Source organism: Pelomonas sp. BJYL3, from assembly GCF_027257975.1.
Lineage (GTDB): Bacteria > Pseudomonadota > Gammaproteobacteria > Burkholderiales > Burkholderiaceae_C > Roseateles_B > Roseateles_B flavus.
Window position 1 is genome coordinate 134,248 of sequence record NZ_JANZKX010000005.1, and the last position, 24,989, is coordinate 159,236.

22 protein-coding genes are annotated in these 24,989 nt (G+C 68.0%); 20 read left to right on the forward strand and 2 right to left on the reverse strand.

The window, feature by feature from the left end; all coding sequences use genetic code 11:
- The first annotated feature begins 173 nt into the window (after positions 1-173).
- Positions 174-1,133, forward strand: a complete 960-nt coding sequence (locus tag O9Y01_RS16180; protein WP_269632640.1) for a glycosyltransferase family A protein — start codon at positions 174-176, stop codon at positions 1,131-1,133.
- Between the two features lies 1 nt (position 1,134).
- Entirely contained in the window at positions 1,135-1,779 is a 645-nt protein-coding gene (locus tag O9Y01_RS16185) for an acyltransferase (RefSeq protein ID WP_269632641.1), read from the forward strand.
- Between the two features lie 68 nt (positions 1,780-1,847).
- Here O9Y01_RS16185 and O9Y01_RS16190 read toward each other — a convergent pair whose 3' ends face one another.
- Both O9Y01_RS16190 and O9Y01_RS16195 read right to left on the reverse strand, forming a co-directional pair.
- Positions 1,848-2,810 (reverse strand): class I SAM-dependent methyltransferase, encoded by a 963-nt coding sequence (locus tag O9Y01_RS16190; RefSeq protein WP_269632642.1) that lies wholly within the window; start codon positions 2,808-2,810, stop codon positions 1,848-1,850.
- A gap of 339 nt (positions 2,811-3,149) precedes the next feature.
- Positions 3,150-3,800: a GntR family transcriptional regulator gene (locus tag O9Y01_RS16195; RefSeq protein WP_269632643.1), complete on the reverse strand. Its 651-nt coding sequence runs from the start codon at positions 3,798-3,800 to the stop codon at positions 3,150-3,152.
- Positions 3,801-3,943: 143 nt separating this feature from the next.
- On the opposite strand from O9Y01_RS16195, the gene scpA reads away from it, so the two are divergent.
- The 18 genes from scpA to truA all read left to right on the forward strand — a co-directional run bounded on the left by scpA (position 3,944) and on the right by truA (position 24,958).
- Complete coding sequence (gene scpA, locus O9Y01_RS16200; protein ID WP_269632644.1) at positions 3,944-6,127, forward strand: methylmalonyl-CoA mutase; 2,184 nt, start codon at positions 3,944-3,946, stop codon at positions 6,125-6,127.
- Entirely contained in the window at positions 6,127-6,588 is a 462-nt protein-coding gene (locus O9Y01_RS16205) for a GNAT family N-acetyltransferase (protein WP_269632645.1), read from the forward strand. Before scpA ends, O9Y01_RS16205 begins: the two co-directional genes overlap by 1 nt.
- The gene (gene meaB, locus O9Y01_RS16210) at positions 6,585-7,679 is read left to right on the forward strand and encodes a methylmalonyl Co-A mutase-associated GTPase MeaB (RefSeq protein WP_269632646.1); all 1,095 of its coding nucleotides are present in this window, start codon (positions 6,585-6,587) and stop codon (positions 7,677-7,679) included. The genes O9Y01_RS16205 and meaB overlap by 4 nt, the downstream gene beginning before the upstream one ends.
- Before the next feature lie 10 nt (positions 7,680-7,689).
- On the forward strand, positions 7,690-9,222 hold the full coding sequence (locus O9Y01_RS16215) for an acyl-CoA carboxylase subunit beta (protein WP_269632647.1): 1,533 nt from the start codon (positions 7,690-7,692) through the stop codon (positions 9,220-9,222).
- A 32-nt stretch (positions 9,223-9,254) separates the two neighbouring features.
- Complete coding sequence (locus O9Y01_RS16220; RefSeq protein ID WP_269632648.1) at positions 9,255-9,866, forward strand: hypothetical protein; 612 nt, start codon at positions 9,255-9,257, stop codon at positions 9,864-9,866.
- 54 nt (positions 9,867-9,920) lie between these two features.
- The gene (locus tag O9Y01_RS16225) at positions 9,921-11,996 is read left to right on the forward strand and encodes an acetyl-CoA carboxylase biotin carboxylase subunit (RefSeq protein ID WP_269632649.1); all 2,076 of its coding nucleotides are present in this window, start codon (positions 9,921-9,923) and stop codon (positions 11,994-11,996) included.
- Between the two features lie 133 nt (positions 11,997-12,129).
- Positions 12,130-12,594 carry a VOC family protein gene (locus O9Y01_RS16230; protein WP_269632650.1) on the forward strand — a complete coding sequence of 155 codons (465 nt, stop codon included), beginning with the start codon at positions 12,130-12,132 and terminating at the stop codon, positions 12,592-12,594.
- Positions 12,595-12,726: 132 nt separating this feature from the next.
- Positions 12,727-13,407 (forward strand): hypothetical protein, encoded by a 681-nt coding sequence (locus O9Y01_RS16235; protein WP_269632651.1) that lies wholly within the window; start codon positions 12,727-12,729, stop codon positions 13,405-13,407.
- Positions 13,404-14,555, forward strand: coding sequence for a sensor histidine kinase (locus tag O9Y01_RS16240; protein ID WP_269632652.1), 1,152 nt, complete (start codon positions 13,404-13,406; stop codon positions 14,553-14,555). The genes O9Y01_RS16235 and O9Y01_RS16240 overlap by 4 nt, the downstream gene beginning before the upstream one ends.
- A 46-nt stretch (positions 14,556-14,601) precedes the next feature.
- Positions 14,602-15,339 (forward strand): LytR/AlgR family response regulator transcription factor, encoded by a 738-nt coding sequence (locus O9Y01_RS16245; RefSeq protein ID WP_269632653.1) that lies wholly within the window; start codon positions 14,602-14,604, stop codon positions 15,337-15,339.
- Positions 15,340-15,479: 140 nt separating this feature from the next.
- Positions 15,480-16,415, forward strand: coding sequence for a LysR family transcriptional regulator (locus O9Y01_RS16250; RefSeq protein ID WP_269632654.1), 936 nt, complete (start codon positions 15,480-15,482; stop codon positions 16,413-16,415).
- A gap of 33 nt (positions 16,416-16,448) precedes the next feature.
- A complete protein-coding gene (gene leuC, locus O9Y01_RS16255; RefSeq protein ID WP_269632655.1) occupies positions 16,449-17,861 on the forward strand; it encodes a 3-isopropylmalate dehydratase large subunit in 1,413 nt (470 codons plus the stop codon).
- A 10-nt stretch (positions 17,862-17,871) separates the two neighbouring features.
- Positions 17,872-18,516, forward strand: coding sequence for a 3-isopropylmalate dehydratase small subunit (leuD, locus tag O9Y01_RS16260; protein WP_269632656.1), 645 nt, complete (start codon positions 17,872-17,874; stop codon positions 18,514-18,516).
- Between the two features lie 19 nt (positions 18,517-18,535).
- Complete coding sequence (locus O9Y01_RS16265; protein WP_269632657.1) at positions 18,536-18,823, forward strand: hypothetical protein; 288 nt, start codon at positions 18,536-18,538, stop codon at positions 18,821-18,823.
- A 25-nt stretch (positions 18,824-18,848) separates the two neighbouring features.
- The gene (gene leuB, locus O9Y01_RS16270; protein ID WP_269632658.1) at positions 18,849-19,952 is read left to right on the forward strand and encodes a 3-isopropylmalate dehydrogenase; all 1,104 of its coding nucleotides are present in this window, start codon (positions 18,849-18,851) and stop codon (positions 19,950-19,952) included.
- A gap of 93 nt (positions 19,953-20,045) precedes the next feature.
- Complete coding sequence (asd, locus tag O9Y01_RS16275) at positions 20,046-21,176, forward strand: aspartate-semialdehyde dehydrogenase (protein WP_269632659.1); 1,131 nt, start codon at positions 20,046-20,048, stop codon at positions 21,174-21,176.
- A gap of 287 nt (positions 21,177-21,463) precedes the next feature.
- Complete coding sequence (locus O9Y01_RS16280) at positions 21,464-24,001, forward strand: FimV/HubP family polar landmark protein (RefSeq protein ID WP_269632660.1); 2,538 nt, start codon at positions 21,464-21,466, stop codon at positions 23,999-24,001.
- A gap of 168 nt (positions 24,002-24,169) precedes the next feature.
- Positions 24,170-24,958: a tRNA pseudouridine(38-40) synthase TruA gene (gene truA / locus O9Y01_RS16285; RefSeq protein ID WP_269632661.1), complete on the forward strand. Its 789-nt coding sequence runs from the start codon at positions 24,170-24,172 to the stop codon at positions 24,956-24,958.
- The last annotated feature ends 31 nt before the right edge of the window (positions 24,959-24,989 follow it).

The window sequence follows — 24,989 nt, forward strand, 5'->3', positions numbered from 1 at the left end:
ACGCAGCCTGGGAATAGCTCGCCCGGCGATGCTAGGGGCGGGCGGACGCTGGCAAAGCCGGCAAAAGCTGTTGCAATACTTGCCTGTTCCCGCCATGGGCGTGGCTGCATCCGGCTCCAATGACGTCGACGATGGGGCCCGGCATGCGCCCGGACCGATCCATTGATGCCTCTATGCAGATCACCACACTCATCCCGGCCTACAAGACCAAATACCTCGCGGAGCTGCTGACGGGCCTGCTGACCCAGACGCGCCCCGCCGAGCGGGTGATCGTGTCGGATGACAGCCCGGACGGCAGCTTCGGCGCCTTGCTGAGGGAAGGGCCGCTGGCCAGGTTCGCGTCCCGGCTGCCCCTGGAGATCCATCCGGGGCCGCGCGCGGGTGCCTATGAGAACTTCAAGCACCTGGTGAAGCTCTGGGGAGGCCAGTCCGAACTCTTCCATATCCACCTGGACGACGACGTCATCTACCCCGACTTCTATGCCCAGCACCGCATGGTCCATGCTGCGGGAGACGCGATCTCCTGCAGCGTCAGCGCGCGCTGGACGGCAAACGAAAAGGGGCAACCCATCGAGGGCATGCCCATCCCGGATGGAATCTTCCATGCTCAGGCCCGCATGATGTCGGTCGGCCCCATGGCCCTGATCTCCAGTACCGTGCCTTATTGCCAGAATTGGCTGGGAGAATTTTCGAACTGCGTCATCCGGGCCGAGCATGCCGGCTTGCTGGCGGACACCCAGTTTGGCGGCGTCTCTTACGCCGGCCTGTGGGACCTGGGCTTCTTCATTGCGGCCAGCCTGCGCCAACCCATCGCCTACATCCAGGACCGCCTGGGCTACTTTCGCGCCGGCGGCGAGGGCCACTCGGCCCAGGTCAACGGCAAGCACATGAAGGCGGCCCACCTGGGCTATGCGGCACTGGGCGTCGGTCTGCAGCGCCTGGGGCGCATGAATGAGGCGCAGGCCAGGCTCTGCTACGAAGGCATCGCGCAGGCCCTGATGGCACGCTATGGCGGCCAGGAGGACATGCTGCCGTTCGCCGCCCTGCTGATGCGCATGGCGCAGCAGGATGCGCAGGCGGGCGAGGACTTCGTGAACGCCTGGCAGGCCTTCCTGACCCAACACGGCTTCTGAGATGAATCTGATGCAACGCCTGGAGCGCTGGCGCGGCCTGATCAGCCGCCTGCCGGCGCTGGAACTGGAGGGCGCCGTGCGGGCCCTCCTTGTGCACTTCTTCTTCCACACGTCCGACAAGCAGCGGGTGGAGCTGGTGGGTGAGGGCCCGCGCACGGTCAACGTCCTGACGCCCACGGTATTCAAGGGTGCCGGGGCCTTCAGGCTCAGCAATCGGGCCGTCTTCGGCGTGCCGCGCTCGCCGGGCAGCCTGTCCTGCAGCTACTTCGAGTCCCGCACGCCGGAGTCGCTGATCGACATCGGCCCGGGCACGGTCTTCAACAACCGCTGCGTGCTGATCTCGGAGGGCGCCTTCATCCGCTTCGGGGCGGACTGCCTCGTGGGCCAGGAGCTGCAGGTCTTTGACAGCCATCTGCACGACCTGCGCCTGGCGCACCGCCGCTCGCCGGACCCGACGCCGCGTGGGGTGGAGATCGGCAATCAGGTCTTCATCGGCGCGCGGGTGACGATCCTCAAGGGCGTGAAGATCGGCGACGGCTGCATCATCGCCGCCGGCGCCGTGGTGACGCCGGGCTTCGAGGCGCCGCCCATGACCCTGGTGGGCGGCAACCCGGCGAGGGTGCTGGGGCCGGTGCCGCAGGACTGAGCGGTCGTCGGGTCCGCATGAAAAGGAAAAGGGCGCTTCGTGCGCCCTTTGTCATGGCTTGATGCGCGTCAAGACTCGTCGTTGAGGCGCAGCAGGTAGGTGTCCTGCGCCCGGGTGGCGCGCACGACGCGGCGGCCGTGCTCGTTGACGGCCAGGTAGAGGTCGATCGAGCCCTTCTGCGCGACCTGGGCCTGCAGGGCCTCGGGCACGTCGTAGCCGATGGTGGACACGGGCTGCTCGGCGCCGTGCTTCTGGGGCGACAGGCCGGTGTACTCCCAGGATCCCAGCATGGAGCGGCGGGCCCAGCTGTCATCGGCGGGCAGGGCGGTGCCGCGGTCCACGGCGCGGCAGACGATGGAGATGAAGCCGCACTCCTTGCCCGGCACATAGAGGGCGGCATCGGAGGGGTGGCGGCTGTAGAGGCAGTCGATGGGCGCGAAGTTGAAGTAGCGCAGCATGTACTCCAGCAGCGGGATCGAGGGGTACCAGAAGGTGTTGGGCTCGGTCTGCAGCTTGCCGGCGGTGTTGAAGTGCATCACGTCGGACTGCTCGTTGACGACGTTGGTCGAGAGCATGAAGAGCCCGTTCTTCTTCACCAGCGGCCGGGCGCAGGCCAGCGTGTGCATGGGCGAGAACACGTGGTAGAGCACGCCGGAGAGGTTGACGTAGTCGAAGGTGCCTTCGTCGGCCAGCTTCTGGTGCAGGTCGTACATCAGGCCGACCTCTCGGAAGTCCCAGTCGGCCTTGTAGACCTTCTTGAGCCAGTCCATCTTCTGGGCGCAATGGGGCACGGCGTCGGTGGCGAGCACGCGGCGGGCGCCCTTGCGGTTCATCAGCACGGGGATCACGCCTTCCATGCTGCCGAGGTCCAGGCAGTCCTGGCCCTGGAGATGGGCCTGGCGCATCAGCATGCGGGGCATGTAGGGGAAGTCGGGCGGATAGGTGCCCTGGGCGACGAGGCCGGGGGAGAGCTCGACGGTGTAGTACCACCATTCCTTGGCGGCCTGGGCCAGTTCTTCGTTGCTGAGCATGGGAGGGGCTCCTGTCCGTGGACGACGTGGCAGCGGCGCCTGCGGGCGGGGCTGCATACCGGGAGTCTGCCTGGGGTGGCCGGGGCTGATCCATCCTGGATGGGGCGGGGGAGGGGGTAATTCCGGCGTTTGGGATGGTGCTGGGCTTCATGCGTCGGGTGGAGCATCGCCGGGATGCGGGGGCACGGGATTGCTCCGTGTCCTCCGGACCGCGTTGCGGTCCTCCCCCTTTTACCTGCGCAATCCCATGCCCCCGCATCCCGGCTCGTGCGCAGTGAAGTTGTGCGGAGAGCTTGCTACGCGAAATGCTTGAAAGGGAGCTTGGGTTGGGCGTATGAGTCAGGCCGCCTGCGGCGCCGCCGCATTCAGCCCATTCTCGAAATGCAGCCTCATGCGCTGAGCCACCTGCTCCGGCCGGCGTTCGATGAGGGCCTGCATCAGGTCCCGGTGCTCCTGCAGGGATTCGGCCAGACGGCCCTGCTTGAAGAGCGAGTGGTGGCGGTTGAGCTTCATCACGCGGCGCAGGTCGGTGACGATCTGCTGCCGCCAGCGGTTGCCCTCCAGCTCCAGCAGGCGCAGGTGGAAGGCCTCGTTGAGGGCGAAGAAGCGCTCGCGCTCACCAATGGCGGCCTCCAGCTGCGCGTGCAGGGTCTGCAGCTCCGCCAGCTCTTCGCCCGTGGCCCGCTCGGCCACGCGCGCGGCGGCGTCGCTCTCCAGCAGGGCCAGCAGCTGGTAGGCCTCGCGCACGTCGCGCTCGGACATCTCGGTCACGTAGGCGCCACGGCGGGGTCGCATGGTGACCAGGCCCTCGACGGCCAGCACCTTCAGCGCCTCGCGCATGGGCGTGCGGCTGATGCCCAGCTCGCCGCAGAGCTTGAGCTCGTCGATCCAGCTGCCGGGCTCCAGCAGGCGGCCGAAGATGCGCTGGCGCAGCTGCTCGGCCACTTCCTCATAGAGCGGACGCTGGGCAAACGGGGAGGTGGCCGGCATGGTGGGCTGCAGTGTTGGACGTCGGATGGGCCCGCAGCACGCAAGCTGCTGCGCAAGGCCGATGCTGTCAGAGTGTAGTCAAATTTGCATTCATAATTATGAATAACGAAGGCGCTATGATGCGTGGCCTTCAGGAGTTGTCAATGTCTGATTCGTCCAACGACAAGCAAGAATTCGCCACCGCCACGCTGGAGCAGTGGCACAAGGCCGCCGCCAAGTCGGCCCCCGGGGGCGATGTCTCGGCCCTGAACTGGGTGACGCCAGAAGGCCTCACCGTCAAGCCGCTCTACACCGCGGCGGACACCGCGAATCTGCCGCACGCCGACACCCTGCCGGGCTTCGAGCCCTTCCTGCGCGGCCCGCAGGCCACCATGTATGCGGTGCGCCCCTGGACCATCCGCCAGTACGCCGGCTTCTCCACTGCCGAAGAGTCCAATGCCTTTTACCGCAAGGCGCTGGCCGCGGGCGGGCAGGGCGTTTCCGTGGCCTTCGACCTGGCCACCCACCGCGGCTATGACAGCGACCACCCCCGCGTGACGGGCGACGTGGGCAAGGCCGGCGTGGCCATCGACTCCGTGGAAGACATGAAGATCCTGTTCGACGGCATTCCGCTGGACAAGGTCTCCGTCTCCATGACCATGAACGGCGCCGTGCTGCCCGTGCTGGCGGGCTACGTGGTCGCGGCGGAGGAGCAGGGCGTCTCGCAGGACAAGTTGAGCGGCACCATCCAGAACGACATCCTCAAGGAGTTCATGGTCCGCAACACCTACATCTACCCGCCCGAGCCGTCGATGAAGATCATCGGCGACATCATCGAGTACACGAGCCAGAACATGCCCAAGTTCAACTCGATCTCGATCTCGGGCTACCACATGCAGGAAGCGGGCGCCAACCAGGCGCTGGAGCTGGCCTTCACCCTGGCCGACGGCAAGGAGTACGTGAAGACCGCCCTGGCCAAGGGCCTCGACGTGGACGACTTCGCCGGCCGGCTGTCCTTCTTCTGGGCCGTGGGCATGAACTTCTATCTGGAGATCGCCAAGATGCGGGCCGCGCGCCTGCTGTGGTGCCGGATCATGAAGGGCTTCAATGCCAAGAACCCCAAGAGCCTGATGCTGCGCACGCACTCGCAGACGTCGGGCTGGTCCCTCACCGAGCAGGACCCCTACAACAACGTGGTGCGCACCACCATCGAGGCCATGGCCGCGGTCTTCGGCGGCACGCAGAGCCTGCACACCAACTCCCTGGACGAGGCCATCGCCCTGCCCACCGAGTTCAGCGCCCGCATCGCCCGCAACACGCAGCTGATCATCCAGGAAGAGACCCACATCACCAACGTCGTCGACCCCTGGGCCGGCAGCTACCTGATGGAGTCGCTCACGCAGGACATGGCCGACAAGGCCTGGTCCATCATCGAGGAAGTCGAGGCCATGGGCGGCATGACCAAGGCCGTGGACTCCGGCTGGGCCAAGCTCAAGATCGAGGCCAGCGCGGCCGAGAAGCAGGCGCGCATCGACTCCGGCAAAGACGTCATCGTGGGCGTCAACAAGTACCGCCTGGCCAAGGAAGACCCGGTCGAGATCCTGGAGGTGGACAACCTCAAGGTGCGCGACGCCCAGATCGCCCGCCTGCAGTCCATCAAGGCCAGCCGCGACAGCGCCGCCGTGCAGGCCGCGCTGGCCGCGCTGACCGAGGCCGCGAAGTCCGGCCAGGGCAATCTGCTGGACCTCTCGATCAAGGCCATCCGCCTGCGCGCCACGGTGGGCGAGGTGTCGGATGCGCTGGAGTCGGTGTATGGTCGCCACCGTGCCGACACGCAGAAGGTGACCGGGGTGTATGCCGCTGCCTACGATTCCGCCGAGGGCTGGGCCAAGCTGCAGGCCGAGATCCAGGCCTTTGCCGAGGAACAGGGCCGCCGGCCGCGCGTGATGATCGCCAAGCTGGGCCAGGACGGCCATGACCGCGGCGCCAAGGTCGTGGCCACGGCCTATGCCGACCTGGGCTTCGACGTGGACATGGGCCCGCTGTTCCAGACCCCCGAGGAATGCGCCCGCCAGGCCATCGAGAACGATGTACACGCCGTGGGCGTCTCGACCCTCGCCGCGGGCCACAAGACCCTGGTGCCGGCCATCATCGCGGAACTGCGCAAGCAGGGCGCGGACGACATCATCGTCTTCGTCGGGGGTGTGATCCCGCAGCAGGACTACGACTACCTCTACGAAGCCGGCGTCAAGGGCATCTACGGCCCCGGCACGCCCATTCCGGCCAGCGCCAAGGACGTGCTGGAGCAGATCCGCAAGGCGGTGAGCAGCGCCGGGGCGGTGGCCTGATGGCGCTGCGCCTGGTCCCGGTCGTGGCCGAGGACTTCGAGGAGCTGCTGGCCCTGCGCATCGCCGCCATGCAGGACAGCCTGGAGCGCGCCGGCATCTTCGACCCGGAGCGGGCCCGACAGCGATTCCTGGGCCAGTTCGACCCTGCCAGCACCTGGCACATCGAGCGCCTCACGGCGGCAGGGCCGGTGCGCGCCGGACTGCTGACCCTGAAGGTGCAGGACGGTTTCCTGCGCCTGGAGCACCTCTACATCCATCCCCGCCACCAGAACCAGGGCGTGGGCACCTGGGCGCTGGCGCAAGCGAAGTCGAGGGCGCGCGAGGAGGGGCTGGATCTCTCGCTGGCCGCGCTCAGGATCAGCGACGCCAACCGCTTCTACCAGCGTCACGGCTTGCGTGCGGTGAGCTCCACCGAGCTGGACACCGAGTACCGCTGGTCTCCTGAAGGAGACCGCGCATGAGCCTCGCGCACGCCATCCTGGCCGGGCCCGGCCCGGCCCAGCGCCGCGCCATGGCCAAGTCCATCACGCTGCTGGAGTCCACCCGGGCCGACCACCGCGCCCAGGCCGACACCCTGCTGGGCGAGCTGCTGCCGCACACGGGCCGGTCGCTGCGCCTTGGAATCTCGGGCGTGCCAGGCGTGGGCAAGAGCACCTTCATCGAGGCCCTGGGCCTGTTCCTGATCGAGCGCGGCCATCGTGTGGCCGTGCTGGCCGTGGACCCGTCGAGCACGGTGTCGGGTGGCTCCATCCTGGGGGACAAGACCCGCATGGAGCGCCTGTCCATGGACGAGCGCGCCTACATCCGCCCCAGCCCCAGCAGCGGCACTCTGGGCGGCGTGGCCGAGAAGACGCGCGAGGCCATGCTGGTCTGCGAGGCCGCGGGCTTCGACGTGGTCATCGTCGAGACCGTGGGCGTGGGCCAGAGCGAGACCGCCGTGGCCGGCATGACGGACATGTACGTGCTGCTGCAGCTGCCCAATGCCGGCGACGAGCTCCAGGCCATCAAGAAGGGCGTGATGGAGCTGGCGGACCTGGTGGTGATCAACAAGGCCGATGTGGACCCCGCCGCGGCGACGCGGGCGCAGGCCCAGATCATGTCCTCGTTGCGCCTGCTCGGGATGCACGGCCGGCCCGAGCACGCGGCGCATGACGAGACGCTGTGGCACCCCAAGGCCCTGCAGCTCAGTGCGCTCAAGTTCCAGGGCCTCAGCGAGTTCTGGGCTGCTGTCGAGCAGTTCCGGCAGCTGCAGACCGCCGGCGGCCGTTGGGCCGAGAAGCGCCAGCAGCAGGCCCTGGCCTGGATGTGGGAACGCATCCAGAGCGGGCTCAAGGCGGCCTTCATGGCAGACGCTTCGGTACGCGCCCAACTGCCCGACACCACGGCCCGCGTGCTCGCCGGCCAGCTGGCGCCCTCGACCGCCGCACGCGCGCTTCTCACCGCTTTCCATGGCCAGGCGGCCGCGGCCGGGCCGGTTTCCCCGACATCCGACTCCTCCAGTTCCCAGGTGCCAGGTCTTGCCCCCGCGGCGACGCCCGGCACTGCCCCGTGAAAGGACCGTTATGCACGACATCCAACAAATGCTTGAAGAGAAGCGCGCCAAGGCGCGGCTGGGCGGTGGCGAGAAGCGCATCGCCGCCCAGCACGCCAAGGGCAAGCTGACGGCGCGCGAGCGCATCGAGCTGCTCTTCGACGAAGGCACCTTCGAGGAATGGGACATGTTCGTCGAGCACCGCTGCGTCGACTTCGGCATGGCCGACAACAAGATCCCCGGCGACGGCGTGGTGACGGGCTACGGCATGATCAACGGCCGCCTGGCCTTCTGCTTCAGCCAGGACTTCACCGTCTTCGGTGGCGCGCTCTCGGAATCGCATGCCGAGAAGATCTGCAAGATCATGGACCAGGCCATGAAGGTCGGTGCCCCGGTGATCGGCCTCAATGACTCGGGCGGCGCGCGCATCCAGGAAGGCGTGGCCTCCCTGGGCGGCTATGCCGACGTGTTCCAGAAGAACGTGCTGGCTTCGGGCGTGATCCCTCAGATCAGCCTGATCATGGGCCCCTGCGCGGGCGGCGCGGTGTACTCGCCGGCCATGACCGACTTCATCTTCATGGTGAAGGACAGCTCCTACATGTTCGTCACCGGCCCCGAGGTGGTGAAGACCGTGACGCACGAGGAGGTCACGGCCGAGGAGCTGGGCGGCGCAAGCACGCACAGCAGCAAGAGCGGCGTGGCGGACCTGGCCTTCGAGAACGACGTCGAGGCCATCATGATGCTGCGGCGCTTCTTCAACTACCTGCCGCTGAACAACCGCGAGAAGGCGCCGAGCCGCCCCAGCGGCGATCCCGGCAACCGCATGGACATGTCGCTGGACACCCTGGTGCCCGACAACCCCAACAAGCCCTACGACATGAAGGAGCTGATCCTGAAGGTCGTCGACGACGGGGATTTCTTCGAGCTGCAGCCCGACTACGCCAAGAACATCCTCACCGGCTTCGCCCGCATGGACGGCCAGACCGTGGGCATCGTGGCCAACCAGCCGCTGGTGCTGGCGGGCTGCCTGGACATCAAGAGCTCCATCAAGGCCGCGCGCTTCGTGCGCTTCTGCGATGCCTTCAACATCCCCGTGATCACCTTCGTCGACGTGCCCGGTTTCATGCCCGGCACCTCGCAGGAGTACGGCGGCATCATCAAGCACGGCGCCAAGCTGCTCTACGCCTATGCCGAGTGCACGGTGCCCAAGGTCACCGTGATCACCCGCAAGGCCTATGGCGGCGCCTATGACGTGATGGCCTCCAAGCACCTGCGCGGCGACGTCAACTTCGCCTGGCCCAATGCCGAGATCGCGGTGATGGGCGCCAAGGGCGCGGTGGAGATCATCTTCCGCGAGGACAAGGGCGATCCGGCCAAGCTCGCGGCCAAGGAGGCCGAGTACAAGGCCCGCTTCGCCAACCCCTTCGTGGCCGGCGCCCGCGGCTTCATCGACGACGTCATCCAGCCGCACGAGACGCGCAAGCGCATCTGCCGCTCGCTGGTGATGCTCAAGGACAAGAAGCTCGAGAACCCGTGGCGCAAGCACGGGAACATTCCGCTTTGACCCGTCCGGCGCGAGCACGACTTCCGTCCATCATGCCCAAGTCCATCCTGCTGTCGCTGTTGCTGGCTGTCCTGGGCTCGGCTCACGGCGCTCCTCGACCGCTGACGGCCGAGGCCGTGGCGCCCTGCGTGGCGTTGCGTGCCTTGCCGGCCCTGAGCCTGGACTACCTGGACGCACGCCACACCGAGCAGGGCATGGCCATGCTCCTGCTGCTGGAGCAAGGCAGCGAGCTCGCCGCCGAGGACCAGGCCTGGTGGCGCGAGCAGCTGGCGCAGCCGGGCGAGATCGACGACGCGCGTCTGCGGCACTGGGCCGAGCAGGGCTTCGAGCGCTGCACGGCCCGCCTGGTGCCGGACAGCAGCCCCGGACAGCGCGCGGCCTGCGGTGCGGACCTCGACACCCTGCCGGTGATCCTGCTGTACCGCGCCGACGGCCTGCCGCTCAAGGAAGCGCGTCGTGACCTGCGCGAGGCGCTGGCGCAGGGCGTCGACGGCCTGGAGGCCGGCCGGGCCGAGGCCATGCTGCGCTTCGGCTACGAAGGCACGGGCCCCCGCAAGGGCGACATGAGCGCCTGGCTGCGCGAGCGCCAGGAGCGCTGGGTCGCGCGCTGCCTGCAGGCGCGCACCGCGAAGTCGCAGCCATGAACCACTGTCTGAAATTCGAATCGAAGGCTGGCGTGCTGCCAGCTTGGAGGCACTATGTTTAAGAAGATCCTGATTGCCAATCGCGGAGAGATCGCCTGCCGGGTGATCAAGACGGCTCGCAAGATGGGCATCAAGACCGTCGCCGTCTACTCCGAGGCCGACAAGGACGCCCGCCACGTCGAGCTGGCCGACGAGTCCGTGCTGCTGGGCCCGGCCCCGAGCCGCGAGTCCTATCTGGTGGCCGACAAGATCATCGCCGCCTGCAAGGCCACGGGCGCCGAGGCCCTGCACCCGGGCTACGGCTTCCTGTCCGAGAACGAGGACTTCGCCCGGCGCTGCGAGGAGGAGGGCATCGTCTTCATCGGCCCCAAGCACTATTCCATCGCGGCCATGGGCGACAAGATCGCGTCCAAGAAGCTGGCCAATGAAGCGAAGGTCAGCACGATTCCGGGCCATAACGAGCCCATCCTGTCGCCGGAAGAGGCCGTCGAGATCGCGAAGAAGATCGGCTACCCGGTCATGATCAAGGCCAGCGCCGGCGGCGGTGGCAAGGGCCTGCGCGTGGCCTTCAACGACAAGGAATGCTTCGAAGGCTTCAGCTCCTGCCGCAATGAGGCGCGCAACAGCTTCGGCGATGACCGCGTCTTCATGGAGAAGTTCGTCGAGCAGCCGCGCCACATCGAGATCCAGGTGCTCGGCGATGCCCACGGCAACGTGGTCTACCTGCATGAGCGCGAGTGCTCGATCCAGCGCCGTCACCAGAAGGTGATCGAGGAGGCGCCGTCGCCCTTCATCAGCGACGCCACCCGCAAGGCCATGGGCGAGCAGGCCGTGGCCCTGGCCAAGGTGGTGAAGTACCAGAGCGCCGGCACGGTGGAGTTCGTGGTCGGCAAGAACCAGGACTTCTATTTCCTGGAGATGAACACCCGCCTGCAGGTGGAGCACCCGGTCACGGAGTGCATCACCGGCCTGGATCTGGTCGAGCAGATGATCCGCGTGGCCGCTGGCGAGAAGCTCACCTTCGGCCAGGCCGACATCCGCAAGGAGGGCTGGGCCATCGAGTGCCGCATCAACGCCGAGGATCCGTTCCGCAACTTCCTGCCGTCCACCGGCCGTCTGGTGAAGTACCAACCGCCAGCCGCCAACCTGGAGCAGGGCACGCCGACGCTGCAGGGCGAGGCCTATGCCCTGGCGTCCTTCGGCGGCGTGCGCGTGGACACGGGCGTGTACGAGGGCGGCGAGATCCCGATGTTCTACGACTCGATGATCGCCAAGCTCATCGTGCACGGGAAGGACCGCAACGAGGCCATCGCCAAGATGCGCGAGGCACTCAACGGCTTCGTGATTCGTGGCATCTCCAGCAACATCCCCTTCCAGGCGGCCCTGCTGGCCCACCCGGACTTCGTCAGCGGCAACTTCAACACTGGCTTCATTGCCCAGCACTACGGCAGCGGCTTCCGCGCCGAGGACGTGCCGCATGCGGATCCGCGCTTCCTGGTGGCGCTGGCGGCCTTCATCCGCCGCAAGACCCGCGAGCGCGCCGCCGGCATCAGCGGCCAGCTGCGCGGCCATGAGGTGCGCATCGACAGCGATTGCGTGGCCGTGGTCAGCGAAGGCGCGGGCAAGCACACGCACCACGAGGTCCATGTGGCCGAGTACGCGGGCCACAAGGGCGAGGCCACGGTGGACGTGGGCGGCCAGCGCTACCTGATCGTCTGCAACTCGCGCCTCAACGACATCCGCCTCGAAGGCTCGGTCAACGGCCAGCCCTTCGTGGCCCAGGCCGAGCGCGGCACGGGCAAGAATCCGCTGGCCTATCGCATCAGCCACAACGGTTTCGCCATGGACGTGACCGTGCTGCAGCGCCGCGCCGCCGAGCTGCTCAAGCTGATGCCCTACAAGGCCCCGCCCGACACCAGTAAGTTCCTGCTCTCGCCCATGCCGGGCCTGCTGGTGCACATCGCCGTGCAGCCGGGGCAGCTGGTGCAGGCCGGCGAGCGCCTGGCGGTGATCGAGGCCATGAAGATGGAGAACATCCTCGTGGCCGAGCGCGATGTGAAGGTCGCCGAAGTCCTGGCGAAGACGGGCGAGAGCCTGTCCGTTGACCAGCCGATCCTTCGATTTGAATGAACCACCCCCTACCGGCTGCGTCGGCCCCCTCGAGGGGGGGGCGCACCCGCAGGACCGGCGGAGCCGGATCCTCGGGTGCCGCTGAGTCCCCAAGGCCTCGGTGCCCCGGTGTTGTCGGCCCTGGAGAACTTCAGTGACACACAAGCCCTATCGAATCCTCGGCATCCAGCAGATCGCCATCGGCGGTCCGGACAAACAGGCCCTGCGCAAGCTGTGGGTCGACGTGCTGGGCCTCACCGTGACCGGCAACTTCGTCTCCGAGCGCGAGAACGTGGACGAGGACATCTGCGCCATCGGCAGCGGCGCGCACAAGGTCGAGGTCGACCTCATGCAGCCCCTGGACCCCGAGAAGAAGCCCGCCGTGCACGTCACGCCGCTCAACCACGTGGGCCTCTGGGTGGATGACCTGCCCAAGGCCGTCGAGTGGATGAGCGCCAACGGTGTACGCTTCGCGCCCGGCGGCATCCGCAAGGGCGCTGCGGGCTTCGACATCTGCTTCATCCATCCCAAGAGCAACGAGGAGTTTCCGATCGGCGGGGAAGGGGTGCTGATCGAGCTGGTGCAGGCCCCGCCTGAGGTGGTGGCAGCGCTGGGCTGACCCGAGAGACCGGCCTTCGTCCGCGGACCGGGGCGCCCGTCGCGGAACCAGGGGGCTGGTCGCATGCCTGTCGACCCGGCAGGTCCGTCCCGCTCATGCTGGAGGCCTGTTGATTCCCCGAGGGAGACTTGCATGGATTGGAAAGTACTGTTTGCCGCGCCTGCTGCGGTGCTCCTGATGGCTGCCGCCAGCTCAGGTTTCGAGAACGCCAAGGGCTGGGGTTCATCCAGCACGGGCCCGGGACCCACGGCCTACCGCATCGGCCTGGACCCGCAGAGCGCCTACCTGGACGCCCCGACCCTCTCGGTGCAAAGCACGGCGGCGCTTGACGAGTTCACCCATGGCTCGGCCACGACCTGGGCCACGGGCTATGCCGGCAAGCGCGTGCGCCTGAGCGGCTTCTACCGCACCGAGGGCGTCAAGCATTGGGCCGGCGTCTACATGGAGGCTCGCGAGCGCCCCGACAGCGCCAGCTTCGTCGGACCGCGCCGCGTGCTGAAGAGCAGCGAACTGCCTCTGGTCGTCGGCACGAACGGTGATCCCGCCCAGCCGCGAGACAGCGCCGGCTGGCAGCCTTTCGCCATCACCCTCGATGTGCCGCAAGGCAATGGCGGCGTGGTGATGATGGGCCCGCTGGTCCGTGGCGAGGGCAAGGTCTGGGTCGCCCGCATGCGCTTCGAGGAGGTGGGCCAGTCCGTGCCCCTCAGCGTGGACCGCCTGCCGCTGCGCCTGGAGGCCTTCAACGCCGGGCTGCAGCAGGTGCCGCAGTACTCGGCCAGGCCTCAGCCTCCGGGCAATCTGGACCTGATGTGAGCCTCGCCCCGTCCGCAGACCGGCAGGCCTGGCCCGAGCTGCTGGCTCCGTATGTTCTGAACCGTGGCCAGCTGCTGCCGACGGCGCTGTACGTCGCCGCCCTGGTCGGGGCCCGGGCCTGGGGCGCGTCGCCCTGGGTGCTGCAGCACCTCCTGTCCCTGTGGGTGGCCTACACCGCCGTCGGGCTGTGGTTGACGGGCTGCCGATGGGCCTGCGGGCGCACGCGGGTGGGCCCCTGGGCCGCCCGTCACGCGCGCTGGAGTGCCGTGGCGGTAGTGCTGGGCGCGCCGCTGCCCGCAGCGGGCGCCGCCCTGCTCGCGACGCAGCTCGGCACCCGGCTGTATGGCTGGCCCCTGAAGGAGATTCCGTGGCACCAGCTCCCGGCGCCATTGACCTTCGCCCTGGCCCTGCACGGTCTTCCCCTGCTCGGGCGCTGGCGCCAGTGGCGGCAGCAGCAGGGCCAGCGGGCACGCCAGGCCCAGCAGGCCGTGCTTTCGGACCTTGCCCGCCAGGTGACGCAGTCCGAGCTCAAGGCCCTGCAGGCCCAGATGGAGCCGCACTTTCTCTACAACACCCTGGCCGGCATCCAGTACCTGGTCCGTCACAACCCGGCGCTGGCCGACGAGATGCTGGGGCGCCTGCACCGCTACCTGCGCCTGGCGCTGCCTTCCATGCGGGCGCCCATGTCCACCCTGGCCCATGAGCTGGAGCTGGCCTCGCACTACCTGGCACTGGCGCAGATGCGCCTGGGCGAGCGCCTGCGTGTCGACATGCCTGCCGTGGCCGACGACCTGGGCGCACAGCCCCTGGCGCCGCTGATGCTGGGAACGCTGGTCGAGAATGCCCTCCAGCACGGCATCGAGCCCAGCGCCCGTGGCGGAACCATCCGCGTGCTGCTGCAGCGCGAGGCGGAAGGCAGCGAAGACGCGGCCTGGCTCCTGGCAGTGGAGGACGACGGCGTGGGCCTGTCCACCGGCCCGGCCGCCAGCGCCGGCTCGGGCCTGGGCCTGCACAATCTGCGCGAACGCCTGGCCCTGCTGCACGGACCGCGGGCCCGGCTGTCGGTCACGAGCCGGCCGGGCGGCGGGGTGCGGGCGAGCCTGCACCTGCCCTGGCAGGCGTCCGATGCCGCTGCGGGCCGTCCCTGAAGCGGGCTGCGCCCGCCTTTTCCGTCAAGTGCTCTCCTGCCTGCCCATGCCCCGTGCCCTGCTGATCGAAGACGAAGCCCTCCCGCGTGCCGCCCTGCGCGAGCAGCTGGCCCTGCTGTGGCCCGAGCTGGTGCTGGACGAGGCGCCCGACGGCCAGCAGGGCCTGGCGCTGTTCGAACAGCATCGACCCGAGCTCGTCTTCCTGGACATCCGCCTGCCTGTGCTGGATGGCCTGGCCCTGGCTCGACTGCTCTCGGGCCGGGCCCATCTCGTCTTCGTGACCGCCTACGAGCAGCATGCGCTGCAGGCCTTCGAGCATGGCGCAGTCGACTACCTGCTCAAGCCCTTGCAGGTGGAGCGCCTGGCCCAGACCGTGCAGCGCCTGCGCGAGCGCCTGCGCCAGGCGCCACCAGACCTGGGCGCCGTGCTGGACCGCCTCGCCAGACCGCCGGCTGCACAGCCCCTGCGCTGGCTGCAGGTGGGGGAGGGCGAGGCCCTGCGCCTGCTGACGGTGGCCGAGGTCCTCTATTTCCAGTCCGACAGCAAGTACACCCAGGTCGTGGCGCAGGGCGGCGAGGCCTGGATACGCACCAGCCTCAAGGACCTGCTGGCCCAGCTGGATCCGCAGCAGTTCTGGCAGGTGCACCGCGGCAGCGTGGTCAACCTCAGCCATGTCGACTGGGTGGAGCGCCACGGCCTGGGGCAGATGCGCATCCACCTGCGTGACCACCCGCGCACCCTGGCGGTGAGCCAGAGCTTCCAGGGCAAGTTTCGCCAGATGTGAGGGGGCGTCGGCCTTCGTCGCCACCGGCTTGGGTCCGGCGCGGGATTGCTGTATTCTTCGCTTTGCGCGAAGGCTTGTTTGGGTGATTGGGTAGTAACAAAGTCTTCCGCGAAGACTAAATTACTGCCAAGGCCACTCACATGCGACTCGACCTCACCACCCTCAACCTCGTGCTGGCGATCGAACAGACCCGTTCGATCACCCGCGGCGCGGAGCGCGAGCACCTCGCACTGGCCGCGGCCTCCAAGCGGATTTCCGATCTGGAGACGCGCCTGGGTGTGCAACTGTTCGAGCGCCGCGCCCGTGGCGTGGAGCCCACCGAGGCCTGCCGCGCGCTGGTGCGCCACATCCGCTCCCTGCATGCCTCGCTGCATGCGCTGGAGAGCGAGGTGATGGAGTTCGCCCGCGGCATCAAGGGCCATCTGCGCATCGTGGCCAACAGCGGCGCCATTGCCGAGGCCCTGCCGCCGGACTTGGTGGCCTTCTCGCAGGCCCACCCGCAGATCCGCATCAGCCTGGAAGACCTGACCAGCGCCGAGGTGCAGGCCGCCGTGGCGGAAGGGCGCGCCGATGTCGGCGTGTTCACCGCGCCGCTGCTGGACAGCCGCATGCAGACCTTCAACTACCGCTCTGGCCGCCTGGCCGTGCTGGTGCCCGAAGGCCATGCGCTGGCGGACCGCGCCTCGATCAGCTTTGACGAGCTCCTGGACTACGACCTCGTCGGCCTTCATGCCGGCGCCGCCGCCCAGGAGCTGATGCGCGAGCAGGCCCTGGCCCGCGGCCGCACGCTCAACGCGCGCCTGCAGGTGCGCGGCTTCGATGCCATCGCCCAGCTCGTGGAATCGGGCCTGGGTGTCGCCGTGCTGCCCCAGGCGCCGGCCGAACGTTTTGCCCAGGTCTTCAAGGTCCGCCAGCTGCGGCTGGAGGAAGACTGGGCCCGGCGCGACTACGTGCTGGGCGTGCTGCGCCAAGAGCGCCTGCCCACCGTGGTCCAGCGATTCGTGGACGCCCTGTGCCCGCCCGAGACCCGGACCGAGACCACGGCCACCACCCAACCCCTGCGCGGCACGGCCTGACCCGCTGGCCGCATCACAGCCTGAGAGACCCACATGAGCGCACGCACCCTCTACGACAAGCTCTGGGACGAGCACGTCGTGCACACCGAGGAAGACGGCACGGCCGTGCTCTACATCGACCGCCATCTCGTCCATGAGGTGACCAGCCCGCAGGCCTTCGAGGGTCTGGACATGGCGGGCCGCAAGGTCTGGCGCCTGTCAGCCAACCTGGCGGTGAGCGACCACAATGTGCCCACCACCGACCGCAGCGCCGGCATCGCCGATCCCATTTCGCGCCTGCAGGTCGACACTCTGGATGCCAACTGCGACCGCCATGGCATCACCCAGTTCAAGATGAGCGACCGCCGCCAGGGCATCGTCCACGTGATCGGCCCGGAGCAGGGCGCCACGCTGCCCGGCATGACGGTGGTCTGCGGCGACAGCCACACCTCCACCCACGGTGCCTTCGGTGCGCTGGCCCACGGCATCGGCACCTCCGAGGTCGAGCATGTGCTGGCCACGCAGACGCTGCTCGCCAAGAAGGCGAAGAACATGCTGGTGAAGGTCGAGGGTCAGGTCTTGCCTGGCGTCGGCGCCAAGGACATCGTGCTGGCCATCATCGGCAGGATCGGCACGGCCGGCGGCACGGGCTACACCATCGAGTTCGCCGGGTCGGCCATCCGTGCGCTGAGCATGGAAGGCCGCATGACGGTCTGCAACATGGCCATCGAGGCCGGTGCCCGCGCCGGACTGGTCGCGGTGGACGAGGTCACCCTCAGCTACGTCAAGGGCCGTCCCTTCTCGCCGCAGGGCGTGGAATGGGAGCAGGCGATGAAGTACTGGCGCACCCTGCACTCGGATGCCGGCGCGCACTTCGACGCCGTGGTCGAGCTGGACGCCGCACAGATCCGCCCCCAGGTCACCTGGGGCACCTCGCCCGAGATGGTGCTGTCCATCGAGGACCGCGTGCCTGACCCTGACAAGGAAAAGGACGCCGTCAAGCGCGGCGCCATCGAGCGCGCGCTGACCTACATGGCCCTGGAGCCCAACAAGGCCATCAGCGACATCCGCATCGACAAGGTCTTCATCGGCTCCTGCACCAACAGTCGCATCGAGGACATGCGCGAAGCCGCCGCCGTGGTGAAGCGCCTCGGTGGCCGCATCGCCAGCAATGTGCGCCTGGCCCTCGTGGTGCCGGGCTCGGGTCTGGTGAAGGCGCAGGCCGAGGCTGAAGGCCTGGACCGCATCTTCACCGCCGCGGGTTTCGAGTGGCGCGAGCCGGGCTGCTCCATGTGCCTGGCCATGAATGCCGACCGCCTGGAGCCGGGCGAGCGCTGCGCTTCCACCAGCAACCGCAACTTCGAAGGCCGCCAGGGCGCGGGTGGCCGCACCCATCTGGTGAGCCCGGCCATGGCGGCCGCGGCCGCGATGCAGGGCCATTTCGTCGACGTGCGCAAGATCGCCTGAGGACCCCGTCATGGAAAAGTTCACCATCCACAAGGGCCTCGTGGCGCCCATGGACCGCGACAACGTCGACACCGACGCCATCATCCCCAAGCAGTTCCTGAAGTCCATCAAGCGCACCGGCTTCGGCCCCAACCTGTTTGACGAATGGCGCTACCTGGACAAGGGCGAGCCCGGCCAAGATCCCGCCTCGCGCAAGCCCAATCCGGACTTCGTGCTGAACCAGCCGCGCTACGCGGGCGCTTCCATCCTGATCGCCCGCAGCAACTTCGGCTGCGGCTCCAGCCGCGAGCACGCGCCCTGGGCCCTGGAGCAGTACGGCTTCCGCGCGCTGATCGCGCCCAGCTTCGCCGACATCTTCTTCAACAACTGCTTCAAGAACGGCGTGCTGCCCATCGTGCTGCCGGAGAGCCAGGTGGCCCGCCTGTTCGACGAGGTCCACGCCTTCCCCGGCTACCAGCTGACGGTGGACCTGGAGCGCCAGGTCGTGATCAAGGCGGACGGCACCGAGCTGCCCTTCGAGGTGCAGCCCTTCCGCAAGTACTGCCTGCTCAACGGCTTCGACGACATCGGCCTGACCCTGCGCCATGCCGAGAAGATCAAGGCCTTCGAGGCCGAGCGCCTGCTGGTCAAGCCCTGGCTGGGCCGGCGCATCTGAGGCGGGCGAGGGCGCTGCCGTGATGGCCCCGAGAGCCTGGTTCCGCCGTGTGGTGCTGGCCAGGCCCGGGCTCGCCTTCATCGTGATGGTGCTGAGCTTCTTTGCCTTCGGCATCGGCACGCTCAACCTCTTTCACCTGCTCTCTGCCAACGGGCGCTTCCTGCTGGACCACGGCTGGGACGCCGTGCTGGAAGGCGGCTTGCGCCAGCTGCTGGAGCTGCTGCTCAACGGATTCCTGGCCATGATGGCCTATGTGGTGTTCAAGGCCTGCGAGCACCGCCTGAGCCACTGGCTGTCGGACGACTGACCCCCATTTTCGAGACTGACCCACCATGAAGATTGCAATCCTGCCGGGTGACGGCATCGGCACCGAGATCGTCGCTGAAGCCGTCAAGGTGCTGAAGGTCCTGGACCTGCCCTTCGAGATGGAGACCGCGCCCGTGGGCGGCGCGGCCTACGAGGCCGCCGGCCACCCGCTGCCCGAGAGCACCCTGGCCCTGGCCAAGGCGGCGGACGCCGTGCTCTTCGGCGCCGTGGGCGACTGGAAGTACGACACCCTGGAGCGCCGCCTGCGCCCCGAGCAGGCCATCCTGGGCCTGCGCAGGGAGCTGGGGCTCTTCGCCAACTTCCGCCCGGCCATCTGCTATCCCGAGCTGACGCACGCCTCCAGCCTCAAGCCCGAACTCGTGGCCGGCCTGGACATCCTCATCATCCGCGAGCTGACCGGCGACATCTACTTCGGTCAGCCCCGCGGCCGTCGCACCGCGGTGGACGGTCATTTCCCCGGCGCCGAGGAAGCCTTCGACACCATGCGCTACTCGCGCCCCGAGATCGAGCGCATCGCCCACGTCGCCTTCCAGGCCGCCCGCAAGCGCAACAGGAAGGTCACCAGCGTCGACAAGGCCAATGTGCTGGAGACCTTCCAGTTCTGGAAGGACGTGGTCACCGAGGTCCATGCCCAGTACCCCGATGTGGAGCTGGAGCACATGTACGTGGACAACGCCGCGATGCAGCTTGTGAAGGCGCCCAAGAAGTTCGATGTGGTCGTAACTGGCAATATGTTCGGTGATATCCTGTCCGACGAAGCGGCCATGCTGACGGGTTCCATCGGCATGCTGCCTTCGGCCTCGCTGAATGCGGCCAACCAGGGCTTGTACGAGCCCAGCCACGGCAGCGCGCCTGACATCGCCGGCAAGGGGATCGCGAATCCCCTGGCCACCATCCTCTCCGCTGCCATGATGCTCAAGTTCTCCCTGAATCAGCCGGAAGCCGCCGCCCGTATCGAGGCCGCGGTGCAGTCCGTGCTGTCGCAGGGCCTGCGCACCGCCGACATCCATTCGGAAGGCACGCGCAAGGTGAGCACCCGCGAGATGGGTGATGCCGTGGTGGCTGCCGTCACGGCAGGTGTCACCATGACCAAAACCATTAAGGGCTGATCCAGCTCCGGTTCGTCTCGCCTCCACAAACCCGGCGAACGAGCCGGAGAAGGACCAGAAGGGTTTGTGGTGTGAGATGACAAAGGAAGCAAGATGACGACTCTCGTAGGTTTGGTGGGCTGGCGTGGCATGGTCGGCTCTGTGCTCATGGACCGCATGACGGCCGAGCGCGATTTCGACCTGATCGAACCGCTGTTCTTCAGCACCTCCAATGCCGGCGGCAAGGCCCCGGCCCAGGCGAAGAACGAAACCACGCTGCAGGACGCCTTCGATATCGAGCAGCTCAAGCGCTGCGAGATCATCATCACCGCCCAGGGCGGCGACTACACCAGCGAGGTCTTCCCCAAGCTGCGCGCTGCAGGCTGGAACGGCCACTGGATCGACGCCGCCTCCACCCTGCGCATGAAGGATGACGCCGTCATCATCCTGGATCCGGTCAATCTGCCCGTGATCAAGGACGCCCTGGCCAAGGGCGGTCGCAACTGGGTGGGCGGCAACTGCACCGTCTCCTGCATGCTGATGGGCGTGGGCGCGCTCTACAAGGCCGGCCTGGTCGAGTGGATGAGCACCCAGACCTACCAGGCGGCCTCCGGCGGCGGCGCCCAGCACATGCGCGAGCTGCTGACGCAGTTCGGCACCCTGAACGCCGAGGTGCGTGAACTGCTGGCCGACCCTAAGAGCGCCATCCTCGAGATCGACCGCAAGATCATCGCCAAGCAGCGCAGCCTGAGCGCCAGCGAGACGGCCAATTTCGGCGTGCCCCTGGGCGGATCGCTGATCCCCTGGATCGACAAGGACCTGGGCAACGGCACCTCCCGCGAAGAGTGGAAGGGCATGGCCGAGACCAACAAGATCCTGGGTCAGGGCGAGGGCTTCGGTTCGCCGGCCGTGCCGGTGGATGGCTTCTGCGTGCGCGTGGGCGCCATGCGCTGCCACAGCCAGGCCCTGACCTTCAAGCTCAAGAAGGACGTGCCCCTGGCCGACATCGAGGCCATGATCGCCGCCGACAACGAATGGGTGAAAGTCGTCCCCAATACCCGGGAAGCCACCATCCAGGACCTGACGCCCGTGGCCGTCACCGGCACCCTGGGCATCCCGGTGGGCCGCCTGCGCAAGATGGCCATGGGCCCCGAGTACCTGGGCGCCTTCACCATCGGCGACCAGCTGCTGTGGGGTGCTGCGGAACCGCTGCGCCGCATGCTGCGCATTCTGCTGAGTCAGTAAAATCCCTCGGCCAGCCTTCGCTACCCGTTGCCCACATGCGACAGCTGGTAACGGGTAGTGAACCAGACGCTTGTCAAGGGTGAAATTCAGCCTTTGCATGAGTTGTCTGGCGTATATGCTTGACGCTGTTGTGATTTCTGCAGCGCTGAAGCCGTGTACGACAGCATCTCGAGGGCTGTGATCCACATAACAAACATCGTCGAAACAGGCGGACACCTTGGGGTGCCCGCTTTGTTGCTTTGGGGGACGCCTTGAACAAGTACTCTCGCGCTTTCGGGCGCTTTGCCTTGACCCGCGTTGCGGTGGCCGCCTTGTCTCTGGCCAGCTTGCAGGCCTGGGGCCTCGGGCTGGGTAGCTCAAAAGTCCAGTCTTCGCTGGGCGAGACGCTCAAGGCCGAGATCGATGTGAGCAGCATGACGGCCGAAGAGGCCGGCTCGCTGAAGGTCCGCATCGCCACGCCGGACGTCTACCGCGCCAGCGGCGTCGAATTCAATTCGGTGCTGACTTCCACCCAGGTCCAGCTGCTGCGTCGACCCGACGGTCGCCCCTACCTGCGCATCACCAGTGATCGCGCCGTGCAGGAGCCCTTCGTCGACCTGATCCTGGAACTGAACTGGTCCACCGGCCGGCTGACGCGTGAGTACACGCTGCTGTTCGATCCGCCCACGCTGGCCCGCCCGACCGCGCCCAGCGAAGTCACCACGGCGCCGGTCATCGCCGCGGCACCGGTGGATTCCAAGGCCGTCGCCAGCCAGCCCGCCCAGCGTCCCGCTGCGCAGCGCCCGGCCGTGACCCCGCCGGCGCCTCGTGCCGAGCCCAAGCCGGCGCCCGCGCCTGCTCCCGTGAACCCCACGGCCGCCAGCGACTACGCGGTGAAGCCGGGTGACACCCTGTCGCGCATCGCAGGCAAGACGCAGGTCGATGGCATCTCGCTGGACCAGATGCTGGTGGGCCTCTACCGCGCGAACCCGGACGCCTTCGTCGACAACAACATGAACCGGCTGAGGGCTGGCGTCGTGCTGAAGGTGCCTGGCAGCGAGAAGCTGGGCGAACTGAGCCCGGCCGAAGCCCGCCAGGTGATCCAGGCCCAGAGCGCCGACTTCAACAGCTACCGCCAGCGCCTGGCCTCTGGCGCTCCCCTGATCCACCAGGACGAGAGCGACAAGTCCGCCAAGGGTCGGGTGCAGGCCGAGGCGGCGGACAAGAAGCCCGCTGCCGCCGCGCCCGACAAGCTGACCCTCAGCAAGCCCAGCGCCTCGACCGGCACCGAGGTCAAGGCCTCCAAGGACACGGAGAAGAAGGACTCCGCGGCGCGTGTTGCTGAGCTGACCCGCAACGTGGAAGAGCTCAAGAAGCTGTCCAGCCAGACCAAGCCGACGGCTGCGCCCGCGCCAGCTCCGAGTCCGGCGCCGACTCCCGCGCCGGCCCCGGCTCCGGCGCCCGCCGTGACCCTGCCGGCAGCGCTGCCCACGCCTGCCAGCGTGCCGAGCCCGGCGGCGTCCGTTGCTGCCCCGGCTGTCGCTGCCTCGCAGGCCGCTTCGGAGGCTGCCCCGGCGGCGAGCCGTCCCAAGCCGGCACCGCGCAAGCCTGCTCCTGCGCCTGCACCTGAGCCCAGCTTCATCGACTCGCTGACCGACGGCCCCATCCTGCCGATCCTGGCCGGCGTGCTGGTGGTCGCTCTGGGTGGCCTGGGTCTGATGCGTCTGCGCAATCGCCGTCCTGAGTTCAAGGCCGAGACCGCCTTCACCGAAAGCCGCCTGCAGCCCGATTCCTTCTTCGGTGCCAGCGGTGGCCAGCGCATCGACACCCGGGAGTCCGGCAATTCCAGCCAGAGCTCGATGAGCTACTCGCTGAGCCAGCTGGATGCCATCGGTGACGTGGATCCGGTGGCGGAAGCCGATGTCTATCTGGCCTATGGCCGCGACCTGCAGGCCGAGGAAATCCTGAAGGAAGCCCTGCGCGCGAACCCGGAGCGCCTGGCCATCCGCCTGAAGCTGCTGGAGGTCTACGCCAAGCGCCGCGACACCAAGGCCTACGAGCAACTGGCCTCTCAGCTGTACGCCGAGACGCAAGGCCAGGGCGAGGACTGGCCCAAGGTGCAGGAGCTGGGTCGTCAGATCGATCCCGAGCATCCCCTGTACCAGCCGGGTGGCATGCCTGCCGCCCTGGCTGCTGGCGACGCCGAGCAGCGCCCCGAGCCCATGAACGCGACCACCCTGCCTGCGACCGCCGGCATGATGGGCACGCCTGCGACCGATCCTGGTCCGGCCAGCAGCCTGGACCTCGACCTGGACCTCGATCTCGGGGGCTCCAGCTCCTCGATGGAGGCGACGCAGGCGCTGCCGGTGTCCGCAGCCCAGGCGCCCCTGCGCATGGATGTGGACCTGGGCGCGCCCAAGCTGCCGGAATCGGCGCAGGCCGCCGCGGCTGATCTGCAGTTCGACCTCAACGAGCTCGGCGACTTTGATGCAGCCACCGCCGCAGCCCCGCTGCCGCCGGATGCCCACAGCCTGGACTTCGACCTGTCCTCGATCGACCTCGACCTGCCGGCGACGGACGCCCCGTCGCCCACGGCCACGGCCACGGTCGCGGACCCGCTCGGTCTGGAGACCTCGGGCCGCAGCGCCGCTGACCAGCTGGCCGATGCCATCGACGCCCTGGCCGACGACGAAGGCGATCCTCTGCAGCGTCAACTGGAGCTGGCTGAGGAATTCCGTCAGATCGGTGATGTGGAAGGGGCCCGCGACGTCCTGCAGGAACTGGTGATGAAGGCCGAGGGCAACCTCCGCGCCAAGGCCCAGGCCATGCTGGACGAGCTCCGCTGAGCGGCCTGCTCACGAGCGCGGCGCAATGTCCGCGACAATGACAAGGCGCCCGAGCTTCGGGCGCCTTTTTTCTTGGCCGCAAGACCTGACCCCGTTGCCGGGGCGGCGGCGGCTTGTGACCGGCGAGGGCAGGGCGGCAGGCCCGGCATTTCCTGTGAGGATGATTCGATGACGCAGCGCGTGGCCCTGGGGGTCAGTTACCGCGGAGATGGCTACCTGGGCTGGCAGTCCCAGCCCAATGGCCGCACCGTGCAGGATGCCCTGGAGAAAGCGCTGTCCCAGTTTGCCGATGCGCCCATCCGCACGATCTGCGCCGGCCGCACGGACACCGGCGTGCACGGGCTCAACCAGGTCGTGCATTTCGATACCGAGGCCTTGCGCGAGCCTTTTTCCTGGGTGCGCGGGACCAACCGCTACCTGCCTCCGGACATCGCCATCCAGTGGTGCGCCTTCCCGGGGGCGGACTTCCATGCCCGCAACCACGCGCGTGGGCGGCGCTATGCCTACCTGCTGCTGGAGTCTGCCGTGCGGCCGGCCATCGAGAGTGGCGCCTGTGGCTGGGTGTTTCGCCCGCTCGATGGGGAGGCCATGCGTTCCGCGGTTCAGCACCTGCTGGGCGAGCACGACTTCTCCTCCTTCCGCTCCGCCGAATGCCAGGCCAAGTCGCCGGTGAAGGTGCTGCGCGCCATCGACATCCACCGCCGCGGCGCCTACTGGCGCTTCGAGTTCGATGCCTCGGCCTTCCTGCACCACATGGTGCGCAACATCATGGGCTGCCTGATCACGGTGGGCAGCGGGCTGAAGCCGCCCGAGTGGATGGCCGAGGTGGTGGCCGCACGCAGCCGACAGGCGGCAGCGCCGACCTTCTCGCCGGCAGGGCTGTACTTCCTCGGCCCGTACTACGATGCCCCTCTGGGCTTGCCGGAGCGTACGGCGGCCATGGATTGGCTGCCGTGAGGCCCTTGCCGCGGTCCAGCCTGGGAGAGCA